The 14,207-nt window shown below is 70.1% G+C and carries 12 protein-coding genes; 2 read left to right on the top strand and 10 right to left on the bottom strand.

Annotated features, from left to right (window positions below; translation table 11 throughout):
• Positions 1-68: 68 nt before the first annotated feature.
• The 3 genes from E6R62_RS07730 to E6R62_RS07720 all read right to left on the bottom strand — a co-directional run bounded on the left by E6R62_RS07730 (position 69) and on the right by E6R62_RS07720 (position 2,182).
• Positions 69-728 carry a hypothetical protein gene (locus tag E6R62_RS07730; RefSeq protein ID WP_136212563.1) on the bottom strand — a complete coding sequence of 220 codons (660 nt, stop codon included), beginning with the start codon at positions 726-728 and terminating at the stop codon, positions 69-71.
• Between the two features lie 59 nt (positions 729-787).
• Complete coding sequence (locus E6R62_RS07725; RefSeq protein WP_136212562.1) at positions 788-1,498, bottom strand: ribonuclease HII; 711 nt, start codon at positions 1,496-1,498, stop codon at positions 788-790.
• An 81-nt stretch (positions 1,499-1,579) separates the two neighbouring features.
• Positions 1,580-2,182, bottom strand: a complete 603-nt coding sequence (locus E6R62_RS07720) for a TetR/AcrR family transcriptional regulator (RefSeq protein WP_136212561.1) — start codon at positions 2,180-2,182, stop codon at positions 1,580-1,582.
• A 139-nt stretch (positions 2,183-2,321) separates the two neighbouring features.
• Between E6R62_RS07720 and E6R62_RS07715 the strand changes: the two genes are divergently transcribed.
• Positions 2,322-3,875 carry an MFS transporter gene (locus tag E6R62_RS07715; protein WP_136212560.1) on the top strand — a complete coding sequence of 518 codons (1,554 nt, stop codon included), beginning with the start codon at positions 2,322-2,324 and terminating at the stop codon, positions 3,873-3,875.
• Between the two features lie 90 nt (positions 3,876-3,965).
• On the opposite strand, the gene E6R62_RS07710 is transcribed toward E6R62_RS07715, so the two are convergent.
• From E6R62_RS07710 to nrdR, 6 genes are all read right to left on the bottom strand, one after another.
• On the bottom strand, positions 3,966-4,880 hold the full coding sequence (locus E6R62_RS07710) for an ADP-ribosylglycohydrolase family protein (RefSeq protein WP_136212559.1): 915 nt from the start codon (positions 4,878-4,880) through the stop codon (positions 3,966-3,968).
• A gap of 11 nt (positions 4,881-4,891) precedes the next feature.
• On the bottom strand, positions 4,892-5,551 hold the full coding sequence (locus E6R62_RS07705; protein ID WP_136212558.1) for a histidine phosphatase family protein: 660 nt from the start codon (positions 5,549-5,551) through the stop codon (positions 4,892-4,894).
• 72 nt (positions 5,552-5,623) lie between these two features.
• Entirely contained in the window at positions 5,624-6,229 is a 606-nt protein-coding gene (locus E6R62_RS07700; protein WP_136212557.1) for a YdbC family protein, read from the bottom strand.
• A 32-nt stretch (positions 6,230-6,261) separates the two neighbouring features.
• Positions 6,262-7,110 (bottom strand): arylamine N-acetyltransferase, encoded by an 849-nt coding sequence (locus tag E6R62_RS07695; protein WP_136212556.1) that lies wholly within the window; start codon positions 7,108-7,110, stop codon positions 6,262-6,264.
• Between the two features lie 223 nt (positions 7,111-7,333).
• Positions 7,334-10,231, bottom strand: coding sequence for a vitamin B12-dependent ribonucleotide reductase (locus E6R62_RS07690; RefSeq protein ID WP_136212555.1), 2,898 nt, complete (start codon positions 10,229-10,231; stop codon positions 7,334-7,336).
• Positions 10,232-10,365: 134 nt separating this feature from the next.
• The gene (nrdR, locus tag E6R62_RS07685) at positions 10,366-10,881 is read right to left on the bottom strand and encodes a transcriptional regulator NrdR (protein WP_136212708.1); all 516 of its coding nucleotides are present in this window, start codon (positions 10,879-10,881) and stop codon (positions 10,366-10,368) included.
• Positions 10,882-11,351: 470 nt separating this feature from the next.
• Between nrdR and lexA the strand changes: the two genes are divergently transcribed.
• Entirely contained in the window at positions 11,352-12,143 is a 792-nt protein-coding gene (lexA, locus tag E6R62_RS07680; RefSeq protein ID WP_136212554.1) for a transcriptional repressor LexA, read from the top strand.
• Between the two features lie 79 nt (positions 12,144-12,222).
• On the opposite strand, the gene E6R62_RS07675 is transcribed toward lexA, so the two are convergent.
• Positions 12,223-14,193 carry an ATP-dependent DNA helicase gene (locus tag E6R62_RS07675; RefSeq protein WP_136212553.1) on the bottom strand — a complete coding sequence of 657 codons (1,971 nt, stop codon included), beginning with the start codon at positions 14,191-14,193 and terminating at the stop codon, positions 12,223-12,225.
• Positions 14,194-14,207 lie beyond the last annotated feature (14 nt).

Genomic DNA, 14,207 nt, shown 5'->3' with positions numbered 1-14,207 from the left:
ACCGGGGCCGCAGCGGGGCCGACGCCCGGTCCGCCCCGCTCTCCCCGCCCCTACCGGAGTACGGGCCGTCAGACGCTCGCGCTCAGCACGGAGTTGATCTGCTGCGCGTCGCCGCACACGATCAGCAGCGCACCGGCCCGGGCCAAGGCCGCCGGCAGCGTGCCGGCCACCGCGTCGGCCGGACCGCCGTTGGCCGCGAAGACCACGACGGGACGGCCCGAGGCGCGCTCGGCCTGCGCCGCGTCCGCGTAGAACACGTCGTCCCCGGCGTCGTGCTGGGCCCAGTACGCGGCCTCGCCGAAGGACAGTTCGTGCGCGGCCCACGGGTGCGGGTCGCCGGTGGTGAGCACCAGGATGTCACCGGGCGCGCGCCCGGTGTCGAGCAGCAGGTCGACGGCCTCCTCGGCCGCGTCCAGCGCACCCTCGACGGAGGCCGGGATCAGCTGGACCTGGGGCACCGCCGCCGAGACGGACGGTGCGGTGGGGGCTGCGGGAACAGGTCCCGGGGTGGCCTGCGCCGCACGCTGTACGGGCGGAGCGGGCCTGGGGGCACTTCCCGCACGGCTCGCCGCCGCGGGGGAGGGCCCGGGGCGGCCGGGCCGGGGTACGACCGCGGGACGCGGACCAGGTACGGGGCGGGGGGTCTGCGCGGTGCGGCTCGCGGCCGGCGTAACGCGGGGACCCTGGGCACTCTCGTGAATCTGAGGCTCCTCGGGGGTGAGAGGCATGAGTTGACATCTATCAAACACCGGTACGAAACGTACCGGCGGATGGCACGTGGACGCGATCAGAAATCGAAGCCGAGTTGGCCTCCGTTTTCCAGCTCCGTCGATTCCTCGCTGCGGCGCACCTTCTTGAGGTGCCGCCACCGGGGCAGCGCGTCGAGGTACGACCACGAGAGCCGGTGGTACGGGGTGGGTCCCAGCTCCTCCAGGGCCGCCCGGTGCACGGGCGAGGGGTAGCCGGCGTTCGCGGCGAACGCGAAGTCCGCGAGGGAGGCGCCGCCTTCGCCGAGTTCGGCCATCATCCGGTCCCGCCGGACCTTGGCGATCACCGAAGCCGCGGCGACCGCGACGCAGGACTGGTCGCCCTTGATCACCGTACGGACCCGCCAGGGCGCGCCGAGATAGTCGTGCTTGCCGTCGAGGATCACCGCGTCGGGCCGCACCGGCAGGGCCTCCAGGGCGCGGGTCGCCGCGAGCCGCAGCGCGGCGGTCATGCCCAGTGCGTCGATCTCCTCCGGCGAGGCGTGCCCGAGACCGTGGGCGGTGACCCAGCCCTCCAGGATGTCGAGCAGCGCGTCCCGGCGCTTGGGGGTGAGCAGTTTGGAGTCGGTGAGTCCCGCGGGCGGCCGGCGCAGACCGGTGATCGCCGCGCACACGGTGACCGGACCGGCCCAGGCCCCTCGTCCGACCTCGTCGACCCCGGCGATGACCTTGGCGCCGGTGGTTGCACGGAGGGAGCGCTCGACGGTGTGGGTGGGTGCTTCGTACGGCATGGCGCCAGCAAGGGTACGCCGCCCCGCGCCGCCTGCACACCCCGGCCCGGGGAGGGAGGGCAGCCGGGGTCCCGCGCGGGCTCACGCCCGGAGCATCGGCACCATCACCCCGTCGACCAGCTGCGCGATGTCCTGATCATCCCATTCGCTTCCGTACATTTTCGCGCGATACATGAGCATGGCGGGAATGACGTCGACAAGGAACGGAGTGTCCGCGTCCGGTCGGACTTCTCCCCGCTCGATCCCCCGCCGCACAAGCGTCCTGATCACCGCTTGCGCAGGTTCGTGCAGCCCGTTCCAGATCACTCCGCGGAACCGGTCCGCGTGGTCGTGGTCGCATTCGTGAAGGACCGCGCGCAGAGCCACGCCGGCGCGCGAACGCATGACCTCACACATCCGCGCGCACAACCCGAAGAGGTCGTCGCGGATCGAACCGGTGTCGGGAATGCGGTCCAGCGGTGGCAGTCCGGCCCGCAGCACCTCTGCCACGAGCGCGGCCTTGGACGGCCAGCGCCGGTAGAGCGCCGCTTTGCCGGTCCGTGCCGCGGTCGCGACGCCCTCCATCGTGAGCGCGTTCCAACCGACGGTGCTCAACTGCTCCAGGGCCGCGTCCAGGATGGCCCGTTCAAGCTCCGGGCCCCTCCTGCGCCCAAGCGGCGGCTCCGACCAGCGGGTACCCGTCATGCCCTACACCTCCGACCGGCCCGCGTGCCCGGCGCACGTATTTTCAGGCTTAGTGAACGCTTGCGTTCACTAAATGTAGCTCCTACCGTGGGTCGGCAGTGAACGAATGCGTTCACTATTTCACTTCGGGGGATCCTCAGTGACAAGCGTGCAACTCGACAAACCACGCATACCGGGAGCAGCGCGCCACCCGAACCGGCCCGGCGTGGCACTCACGGTGATCGCCGCGTGCCAGCTGATGGTCGTGCTCGACGCGACGATCGTGAACATCGCGCTCCCGCACATCCAAACGGCACTCGCCTTCTCCACCACCGACCTGTCCTGGGTGCTCAGCGCCTACACCCTCACCTTCGGCGGCCTGCTCCTGCTCGGGGGCCGGGCCGGCGACATCCTCGGGCGCCGACGGGTCTTCATGACCGGCATCCTGCTCTTCACCCTCGCCTCCCTCCTCGGCGGCTTCGCCCAGGAGCCCTGGCAGCTCCTGGCCGCCCGCGCCCTCCAGGGGGTCGGTGGCGCCATCGCCTCGCCGACCTCATTGGCGCTGATCACCACGACGTTTCCGGAAGGACCCGAACGCAACCGGGCCTTCGGCGTGTTCGCCGCCGTCTCGGCCGGCGGCGGCGCACTCGGGTTGTTGGCCGGCGGCATGTTGACGGAATGGCTCGACTGGCGCTGGGTCCTCTTCGTGAACGTGCCGATCGGTGTACTGATCGCCGTCCTCACCCCTCTGTTCATCAGCGAGTCCGAGCGCCATCCGGGCCGGTTCGACATCGCCGGAGCGCTCGCCTCCACCGGCGGTATGGCCTCGCTGGTCTACGGGTTCATCCGCGCGTCCGAGGACGGATGGCGTGACTCGCTCACCATCGGCTCCTTCGTCGCCGCGCTGGCGCTGCTCGCCCTGTTCGTCGTCGTCGAGTCCCGGGCGCCCGAACCGATCATCCCGCTGCGAATGTTCGCCGACCGCAACCGCGCCGGCACCTACCTGATCATGCTCGGGCTGGCCGCCGCGATGTTCGGCATGTTCTTCTTCATCGTCCAGTTCGTGCAGAACGTGCTCGGCTTCACGCCGATCCAGTCCGGTCTCGGCTTCCTGCCCGTCACCGTGGCCATCGGCACCGCCGCCGGGCTCTCCCAACGGCTCCTGCCCCGCTTCGGACCCAAGCCCTTCATGGTCGCCGGGTCCGCCCTCACCGGTTCGGGGCTGGCCTGGCTCAGCTTCATCGAGACCGACAGCTCGTACGTGTCCGGGGTCCTCGGGCCGATGGTGCTGTTCGGCTTCGGCATGGGCCTGAACTTCGTGACCCTCACTCTCACCGCCGTCTCCGGGGTGGCGCCGCGCGAGGCGGGCGCGGCCTCCGGGCTGCTCAACGCCAGCCAGCAGGTCGGGGGCTCACTCGGTCTGTCGATCCTGGTCACCGTATTCGGCACCGCGAGCCGCGACGAGGCCGCCAAGCAGGTCCCTGACTTCCTGGCGAAAGCGGATCCCGGTCAGCTGGCCGCCTTCAAGGCGACCGGCCGGCTGCCCGACCCCTGGGGCGACATCGTGCTCACCCAGGGCATCTCCACCGCGTTTCTGGCCGCCGTCGCCATGGCAGGGCTCGCCCTGGTCACCGCGCTGTTGGTGATCCGGGTACGCAAGAGCGACCTGGAGGCCCTCAACGGAGCCGCCGCGGAGGCCGGTCCGGCGGCCTGAGCGGGGAGGACCGTACGCGGACCGGGGCGCCCGGAGTCATCCTGAGCGCCCGGGTCCGCGCCCGGTCACAAGTCGCCCCCGGCCCGCTTTTCAGCGGGGCGCCCCGGGCAACCACTCCGGAAGGGCCTCGGTCCGCGCCAGCCACGCCCGCGGCAGAACCGCCTCGCCGCGCGCCCCCAACACCCCGCCCACGATCGCGCAGGTGGTGTCCACGTCCCCGCCCACCTGGGCGGTGGTCCAGAACGCCCGCTCGTAGTCGTCCAACGAGCGCGCCGCCGACCACAGCGCGAACGGCACCGTGTCATGGGCGCTGGTGCGCCGGCCGCAGCCCAGTACCGCCGCGACGGTGGTGGCGTCGCCGTAGTCCAGCATGTCCCGCGCCCGCCGCAGCCCGGCGCCCACCGCGCTTCGCGGCACCAACGCGATGACCCCGTCCAGCAGGTCGGCGGCCTTCGGCGGACCCGCGGCGTCCGCCGCGAGCGCGGCCGCGGCGGCGACGGCCATCGCCCCGCACACCGCCTCGCGGTGCTGGTGCGTGGTGTACGCGGAGATCTCCGCCTGGTGCGTGGCCTGCTCGGGGTCGTCCGCGTACCAGGCGCCGAGCGGCGCGATGCGCATGGCGGCGCCGTTGCCCCACGATCCCTGTCCGTTGAAGAGCTCGGCGGCCAGGGTGCGCCAGTCCTCACCCTCCCGGATCAGCCGAAGCATCCGGTTGACGGCAGGGCCGTAGCCGCGGTCGAAGTCGTGGTGGTGGGCGAACGAGGCGGCGAGCGCGTCCTGGTCCATCCGGCCGTGGTCGGCGAGTACGGCCAGCACCGAGCAGGCCATCTCGGTGTCGTCGGTCCACTGCCAGGTATCACCGCCGGCCGGCAGCTCGCGCCGCTTGAGCAGCGGGTAGTTCACGGGAACGAAGTACTGGGAGCCCAGGGCGTCCCCCAGGGCCAGCCCTCGAAGGCTGGACAGGGCGCGTGCGTAGCGCGTCTCGGGAGTGGAGTCAGCGGTCATCCCACGTCACTTTAGTCGTCCAGGTCGTAAGGCTCGGGTGTGGTCCACCGCTCAAACGGGCGGTCCAGGCGGTAGCGGCCGTCCGGGCCCAGCAGCAGTGTCCTGAACTCACCGTTCCCCGGGTTGGACAGGGCCTCGAACTCGGCCACCGACCAGTGGAACCAGCGCATGCAGAACAACCGCATCGTCAGTCCGTGCGTCACGAGCAGCACGTTCTCCGGGTGGTCCGGGGCCTCGAAACTGCGGTACAGGCTCTCCAGGAAGGACCCGACCCGGTCGTACACGTCGGCGCCCGACTCGCCCTGCGCGAAACGGTAGAAGAAGTGTCCGTACGCGTCCCGGTACGCCTTCTGCAGGCGCACGTCGTCGTGGTCCTGCCAGTTCCCCCAGTCCTGCTCGCGCAGCCTCGGTTCCTCGCGCATGCGGACCCGGGTGGGGTCCAGGCGCAGCTCGCGGAAGGTCTGCAGGGTGCGGCGGTACGGGGAGACGTACGCGCTGATGCGCTCGTCCCCGAACAGTTCGCGCAGCCGTGCGCCGGCCTGCCGGGCCTGCTCGCGCCCGGTCTGCGTCAGCCGCAGGGCGTGGTCGGGCTCCCGCTCGTACACCGTGTCATCGGCATTGCCCTGGGACTCCCCGTGCCGGACGAGGACGATGCGCCGTGGTCGTACCATTCCACGACCCTATTCGGCCATCGGTGCGTGGCTCGAACGGGCACGCCGATCAGGCAGCCGATCGTCTTACGGTCATACCGTCCAGGAGGGTTCGAGGTCGACGACGTCTCCGGTGAGCGCCTCCACGTCGGCCTCGGTCTGCGCGCGCAACGACAGCCGCTCGACCCGCTCCTGCCGGTACTTGCCGTGCTCGGCGGCCGCCCGCCACATCGACAGCACCAGGAACTCCCGCCCCGGGGCTTCCCCGAAGAGACCTCGGATCATGCCGGGCGACCCGGCCATCGCCGGGTTCCAGACCTTCTCCTGCATCAGGGCGAAGTGCTCCACGCGGCCCTCCCGCACCCGCGTATGGGCGACCCTGACCACGTCGGCGTCGGAGAACCGGGGCTCGAACCCGGTCTTCACATCGAAGCGGTAGTCGAAGAGCGTGACCCGCGCGTCGGTGAAGGTGCCGTTCTGGGAGGCGGCCAACCGATCGTACGAGCGCGCCATGAAGGAGTCGTAGAAGGAACGGCTCTCCCAGAAGGCGAAGACATGCGCCACCCCCTGCCGGCCACGGCTCCATCCGCCGCCCTGCCCCCGGAATCCGGGCTCGCCCGGCAGCCCCGCCCATTTGCGCTGCCCACGCTCGAACCCGCGTCGGTCCGTCACCGTGCAGCGAATCCACTTGACCAGCACCGCGCCATCGTACGGGCCCGGCGCGGCCCGGGTCAGTCCTCGGCGCGGAAGATCCGCACGAGATCGGCCTCGTCCCGCTCGGACAGCCGAAGGCCGAACTCGTGGTCGAGCAGGGCGATCAGCTCCTCGGGAGCCACGATCTCGCGCTCCACCCGGCCGTCCGGGTACCAACGGGTCAGTTCGCGCCCCAGGAGGGCCACCCGGACGTCCTCGCCGGGCCGTTGGACGATCACCTTGCCGAGAAAGGCGGAGCGGGGGTGGGAGGAGCTGTAGTGGTTCAGCACCACGTAGTCGACCGGGTGATAGGGCTGCGGGGTGAAGGCGTAGAGGTCTTGCCGGATGCCCTCGCAGGACCGGCGCAGGACGAGGACGTCCCCCTCCTCGCGGTGGACGGCGTACGTCGAGTCCCCCTGCCGCACCTCGACTCCGGGCCGCGCCAGCGGGACAGGCTCGAACGGTCCGGGATGGCCGAACCCGGCGTCGCACAGCCAGGGTTCACCCGCGACGGTGACGACGAGGACGGCGTGCGTCACCGGCAGCAGGGTGTCCCCACGGGACCGGTTGCGGGCACCGCGCCCCGACACCTCGAAGCCGATCCGCTGGAGGGCGGCCGCCAACAGCGAGTTCTGCTCGTAGCAGTAGCCGCCACGGCGGCGGTGCACGAGCTTGTCCTGCAGTGACTTGACGTCCAGCGCGACGGGGCGGCCGAGCGTGACGTCAAGGCTCTCGAAGGGGATGGCCGCGATGTGGGCCCGGTGCACTGCGTACAACGTCGCGAGGTCGGGCCGCAGTTCCCGCTCCTCGCCTCCCCGCGTGCCGCCTCTCCCGATGCCGATGCGCGCCAGATACGCGTCGAGGTCAAGCTCGTCACCGCTCCACATGGCTCCCCCGCTCCCCCAGTCACATCCGGGGTTCGCGGCGGTCGCCCCTCCCCCGACACCATGATCGTCGCGAGGGACCCGCCACGCCAGTCCGTCCAGCTCCGACATCTGCACGCGGCCGCCGCGGTCGCGGTCGCGTGGTCGCGAAACGCCGGGTGGGGTGTCGACATGATCGTCGACACCCCACCCGAGCTCCCGGCTCACGCCCGCCGGGGGCTCACGGTCAGCTGCAACCGCTGGTCGAGCCGCATCCCTCGCAGATGTAGCAGGAACCGGCGCGCTGCATCTTCGTACCGCAGGAGAAGCAGAGCGGGGCGTCGGCGGAGACGCCGAGCTGCATCTCGACGAGTTCGGCGCTGGAGTGCGCCGTCTTCGGGGCGGGGACCGAGACCGGGGCGGCCGCGATCGGCTTCGGCTCCGACGGGACCGCCGCGAGCGGGGCCGACTGGGCCAGGGTCTCCGTGTCCAACTCCTCCTCGTCCAACGGCTCGTACGAACCGGTGTCGAGGTGGCGCTGACGCTCCTCGGCGGTGTGGATGCCGAGCGCCGAGCGGGTTTCGAACGGCAGGAAGTCGAGCGCCAGGCGGCGGAAGATGTAGTCGACGATCGACTGGGCCATCCGCACGTCCGGGTCGTCCGTCATGCCGGCCGGCTCGAAGCGCATGTTCGTGAACTTCGAGACGTAGGTCTCCAGCGGCACGCCGTACTGGAGGCCGACGGACACGGCGATGGAGAAGGCGTCCATCATGCCCGCGAGGGTGGAGCCCTGCTTGGACATCTTGAGGAAGACCTCGCCCAGGCCGTCGTCCGGGTAGGAGTTCGCCGTCATGTAGCCCTCGGCGCCACCGACCGTGAACGAGGTGGTGATCCCCGGGCGGCCCTTCGGCAGGCGCTTGCGGACCGGGCGGTACTCGATGACCTTCTCGACAGCGGCGCGGATGGTGTCCTCCGCCTTGGCGGTGACCTCCTCCTTCTCCTCTTCCTTCTTCTTCGCGGAGAGGGGCTGGCCGACCTTGCAGTTGTCGCGGTAGATCGCGAGCGCCTTGACGCCCATCTTCCACGCCTCGAAGTAGATCTCCTCGATCTCCTCGACGGTGGCCGACTCCGGCATGTTGACCGTCTTGGAGATGGCGCCGGAGATCCACGGCTGGATCGCGGCCATCATGCGCACGTGGCCCATCGGGGAGATGGAACGCTCGCCCATGGCGCAGTCGAAGATCGAGTAGTGCTCGGTCTTGAGGCCCGGGGCGTCGACGACCACACCGTGTTCGGCGATGTGGGAGACGATCGCCTCGATCTGCTCCTCCTGGTAGCCCAGGCGGCGCAGGGCCTGCGGGACGGTGCCGTTGACGATCTGCATCGAGCCGCCGCCGACGAGCTTCTTGAACTTGACCAGGGCCAGGTCCGGCTCGACACCGGTGGTGTCGCAGGACATCGCAAGACCGATGGTGCCGGTCGGGGCGAGGACGGATGCCTGGGAGTTGCGGAAGCCGTTCTTCTCGCCGAGGCGCAGCACGTCCTGCCAGGCCTCGGTGGCCGCGGCCCAGACCGCGTTGTCCAGGTCATCGGTGCGCGGCGCGACGGCGTTGGCGTCGGCGTGCTGCTTCATGACGCGCTTGTGCGACTCGGCGTTGCGGGCGTAGCCGTCGTAGGGACCGACGATCGCGGCCAGCTCGGCGGAGCGCCGGTACGCCGTACCGGTCATCAGCGAGGTGATCGAGGCGGCGAGCGTGCGGCCGCCGTCCGAGTCGTAGGCGTGGCCCGTGGCCATCAGCAGGGCGCCGAGGTTGGCGTAGCCGATGCCGAGCTGACGGAAGGCGCGGGTGTTCTCACCGATCTTCCGCGTCGGGAAGTCCGCGAAGCAGATGGAGATGTCCATCGCGGTGATGACCAGCTCGACGACCTTGGCGAAGCGCTCCGCGTCGAAGGACTGGTTGCCCTTGCCGTCGTCGTCGAGGAACTTCATGAGGTTCAGCGACGCGAGGTTGCAGGACGTGTTGTCCAGGTGCATGTACTCGCTGCACGGGTTGGACGCGGTGATGCGACCGGACTCGGGGCAGGTGTGCCAGTTGTTGATCACACCGTCGTACTGGATGCCCGGGTCGGCACACGCCCACGCGGCCTCGGCGAGCTTGCGGAAGAGCGCCTTGGCGTCGACCTTCTCGATGACCTCGCCGGTCATGCGGGCGCGCAGGCCGAACTCGGTGCCGTTCTCGACGGCCGTCATGAACTCGTCGTTCACGCGGACGGAGTTGTTGGCGTTCTGGTACTGGACGGACGTGATGTCGTCGCCGCCCAGGTCCATGTCGAAGCCCGCGTCGCGCAGGGCGCGGATCTTCTCCTCTTCCTTCACCTTGGTCGCGATGAAGTCCTCGACGTCCGGGTGGTCCACGTCCAGGACGACCATCTTGGCCGCGCGGCGGGTGGCGCCGCCCGACTTGATCGTTCCGGCGGACGCGTCCGCGCCGCGCATGAAGGAGACCGGGCCGGAGGCGTTGCCGCCGGAGGAGAGGAGCTCCTTGGAGGAGCGGATGCGGGAGAGGTTCAGGCCGGCGCCGGAGCCGCCCTTGAAGATCATGCCCTCTTCCTTGTACCAGTCGAGGATCGACTCCATGGAGTCGTCGACGGCCAGGATGAAGCAGGCGGAGACCTGCTGCGGCTGGGGCGTTCCGACGTTGAACCACACCGGGGAGTTGAAGCTGAAGATCTGGTGCAGGAGGGCGTACGTCAGCTCGTGCTCGAAGATCTCGGCATCCGCGGGCGAAGCGAAGTAGTCGTAGTCCTCGCCGGCCTTGGTGTAGGTCTTCACGATCCGGTCGATGAGCTGCTTCAGACCGGTCTCGCGCTGCGGGGTGCCGACCGCGCCGCGGAAGTACTTGCTGGTGACGATGTTGACCGCGTTCACCGACCAGAAGTCGGGGAACTCGACGCCACGCTGCTCGAAGTTGACCGAGCCGTCGCGCCAGTTGGTCATGACGACGTCACGGCGCTCCCAGCTCACCTCGTCATACGGGTGCACGCCCGGGGTGGTGTGGATGCGCTCGATCCGCAGGCCGCTCTTGGCAGCCTTGGTTCCCTTGGCGCGGGAACCTCGTGCCGAGCCGCTCGCCGTCTCTGTCATGCTCCGCCTCCCATATGCGGGCAAAAACGCCCTGAAGTGCCAGCGATATTCCGCAGCACGGTGCCGTGTGTCTGTATCTACGAATCTTCGAATCTCGCCTGGCCGACCGGCCCGACCGCTTCGCGGCCGTCCGGTCAGTCGGCGGCGGAGGCGGGCACGGGAACGACCGCAGGGGTCCCACCCGGCTCGCACTCATGGGGGTGAGGCCGTCCGTCGCGGAGCTCCGCGATGGCGGTCTCGAAGTCTTCAAGGGTGTCGAACGCTTTGTACACGGACGCGAACCGCAGGTACGCGACCAGGTCGAGTTCCTGCAAGGGACCGAGTATGGCCAGACCCACGTCGTGGGTGGTCAGCTCGGCGCTTCCGGTGGCGCGCAGCGCCTCCTCGACGCGCTGGCCGAGCTTGGCGAGGGCGTCCTCGGTGACCGGCCGCCCCTGGCACGCCTTGCGGACGCCAGAGATGACCTTGGAGCGGCTGAAGGGTTCGGTCACCCCGCTGCGCTTGATCACCATCAGCGAGGCCGTTTCCACCGTCGTGAAGCGACGGGAGCAGTCGGGGCACTGACGGCGTCGGCGGATCGACGTGCCGTCGTCGGTGGTGCGACTGTCGACGACCCGGCTGTCGGGGTGCCTGCAGAAGGGGCAGTGCATGGTTCCCTCACCCTCCCTCTTCGGCACGACTGATCACCTCACGGGGCCCCTGAGCGGCAGGAACGAGGCTCTGCCGGGGGCTCGTGAAGCAGCCACAAGCATATGCGATGCCGGGACCTGCGACGGACCCGGGACCACAACTTCTGGGTGGCCGCGCTCATCCAACCACTAGATCTTGGGTTGTAGTGGATTTACAGCCCGCCGCGTGTCGCGGTTCCGGTTGTCCGGATACCGGGGTCCGCGGTGCCAGACTGGACGCCGGCCCGCCCGGTGGCGATCCGAGCCGGAAGGGTACCGTAGGCGGCGTGGGAACGGCCGAACCCGCGTTCGGTCAGACTGTCGGTCCATACACCTCCAGCACTGCTCCAGGTGAACGATCTGCGATATTTCACTCGAACGTGTGTTTGGCGCAACCTTTCGAAAGCTACTACCGTTGTCCAGCTAGGGAGAACATTTCGAGAGGGGCCGACGTGACCACGACCGCAGACAGTGCCACCATCACTGCCCAGAACCGCTCCCAGAGCCGACTTGAGCCGGTGCATGCCATGAATGACGCTCGTCAGAACCCGGAGGCGGAGTCCGTGCGCCCCGCACGCTCGCTGCCCGGGCGACCTCCAGGCATCCGCGCCGACAGCTCCGGGCTCACGGACCGGCAGCGGAGGGTCATCGAAGTCATCCGTGATTCGGTGCAGCGCCGGGGCTACCCGCCGTCGATGCGCGAGATCGGCCAGGCGGTCGGCCTGTCGAGCACGTCGTCGGTCGCCCATCAGCTGATGGCGCTGGAACGCAAGGGCTTCCTGCGGCGCGACCCGCATCGCCCCCGGGCCTACGAGGTGCGCGGCTCGGACCAGCCCAGCTCGCAGCCCGCGGACACCACCGGCAAGCCCGCCGCCTCGTACGTGCCCCTCGTCGGCCGGATCGCGGCCGGCGGCCCCATCCTCGCCGAGGAGTCGGTGGAGGACGTCTTCCCGCTCCCCCGCCAGCTGGTCGGTGACGGCGAACTCTTCGTCCTCAAGGTCGTCGGTGACTCCATGATCGAGGCGGCAATCTGCGACGGCGACTGGGTCACCGTCCGCCGTCAGCCCGTCGCGGAGAACGGCGACATCGTCGCCGCGATGCTGGACGGCGAGGCCACGGTCAAGCGGTTCAAGCGCGAGGACGGCCACGTCTGGCTGCTTCCGCACAACGCCGCGTACCAGCCGATCCCCGGAGACGAGGCGACCATCCTCGGCAAGGTCGTCGCCGTACTGCGCCGGGTCTGACACCCGTCGCCCCCATCCAGCTCCGGGACCCCTGCGCCGGTCCCGGAGCTGCTTTGTGCCCTCAGGGCCCGCGGCCGCGCTACTTGCCGTCCGCCTGGGCCGAGGCGTCGATCGCGGCGAGCGACCGGCGGACCTGGTTGCGGTCCGTGGTGTACCAGAAGTCGGGGAGCGTGGCGCGCAGGAAGGTCCCGTAGCGAGCCGTGGCCAGCCGCGGGTCGAGAACGGCGACGACACCCCGGTCCCCGGTCGCCCGTACGAGCCGGCCCGCGCCCTGGGCCATCAGCAGCGCGGCGTGGGTGGCGGCGACCGCCATGAAGCCATTGCCGCCGTGCTCTTCCACCGACTTCTGCCGGGCGCTCATCAGCGGGTCGTCGGGGCGGGGGAACGGGATCCGGTCCATGATCACCAGCTGGCAGCTGGGCCCGGGCACGTCGACTCCCTGCCACAACGACAGGGTCCCGAAGAGACACGTCTTCGGGTCCGCCGCGAACGCCTTGATCAGCTCGCCAAGCGTCTCCTCTCCCTGGAGCAGGATCGGGTTGTCCAGCCGCCCGCGCAGTTCCTCGGCGGCGGCCTTGGCCCCGCGCATGGAGGAGAACAGGCCGAGGGTCCGGCCGCCGGCCGCTTCGATCAGCTCCGCGAGCTCGTCCATCATGTCGCCGCGTGTTCCCTCGCGGCCGGGGGTGGCCAGGTGCTTGGCGACGTAGAGGATGCCCTGCTTGGGGTAGTCGAACGGCGAGCCGACGTCCAAGCCCTTCCAGACGGGCACGTCGTCTCCGGCCACGCCCTCCGGTGACAGGCCGAGCGAACCCGCGACGCCGTTGAAGTCGCCGCCGAGCTTGAGCGTCGCGGAGGTGAGCACCACCGAGCGGTCTTCGAACAGCTTCTCGCGCAGCAGGCCGGACACCGAGAGGGGAGCGACCCGCAGGGTGGCGCCGAACCGGTCGTGGCGCTCGTACCAGACGACGTCGTACTCCGAGCCGAGCACGATCCGCTCCGCCACAGCGTGGACGCTCTCCACCGCGGCCAGGGCCTGCTTGCGGACGGCGTCCTCGTCCTGGACGGACTTGTCACGCGTGGAACCGATCGCCGAGATCACATTGCGCGCCGCGTCACGCAGGGACATCAGCGCGTACCCGAGGTCTTCGGGGACCTCCTCCAGCCGGCCGGGCAGGGCCAGCTCCATGACGCGTTCGAAAGACTCCGAAGCGGTCTGGAGGGCGTCGGCGGTCTTCTCGTCGACGAGTTTCGCAGCGCGCTTGACGGCCCGGTTGACCTGGCCCGGGGTGAGTTCGCCGGTGGCGACGCCGGTGACGCGGGAGACCAGTTCGTGCGCCTCGTCCACGATCAGCACCTCGTGCTGGGGCAGCACGGGGGCGCCCTCGATCGCGTCGATCGCGAGCAGGGCGTGGTTGGTGACGACGACGTCCGCGAGCTTGGCCCGCTCGCGGGCTGCCTCGGCGAAACACTCGGCTCCGTACGCGCACTTCGTCGCGCCCAGGCATTCGCGGGAGGAGACCGAGATCTGGCCCCAGGCCTTGTCGGAGACACCGGGCGTGAGGTCGTCCCGGTCCCCGGTCTCGGTCTCGTCCGCCCAGTCCCGCAGCCGCAGCAGGTCCTGACCCAGCTTGCTGGTGGGCGCGGCCGCTTCGAACTGATCGAAGAGGCCCTCCTCCTCGTCCTGTGGCGCACCCTCGTGGAGGCGGTGCAAGCACAGGTAGTTGGATCGCCCCTTGAGCATGGCGAACTGCGGGCGGCGGCGGAGCTGCGGATGCAGCGCCTCCACCGTCCGGGGCAGGTCGCGTTCGACGAGCTGCCGCTGGAGGGCCAGCGTCGCGGTGGCGACGACGACGCGTTCACCGTGCGCGAGGGCCGGCACCAGGTAGCCGAGGGACTTACCGGTGCCGGTACCGGCCTGGATCAGTCGGTGGGAGTTCTCGTCGATCGCTTCGGCGACGGCTTCGGCCATGGCCACCTGGCCGGGCCGCTCCGTGCCGCCGACGGCGGAGACGGCGGCGTGCAGCAGGTCGGGGAGGGAGGGCTTCGTCATAGCACTGCCAACCC

Origin of the sequence: Streptomyces sp. A1136 (assembly GCF_004795055.1) — a bacterium.
Taxonomy (GTDB): Bacteria; Actinomycetota; Actinomycetes; order Streptomycetales; family Streptomycetaceae; genus Streptomyces.
Note: the sequence above shows the minus strand (reverse complement) of the source record. Positions and strands in the feature narration are given on the sequence as shown.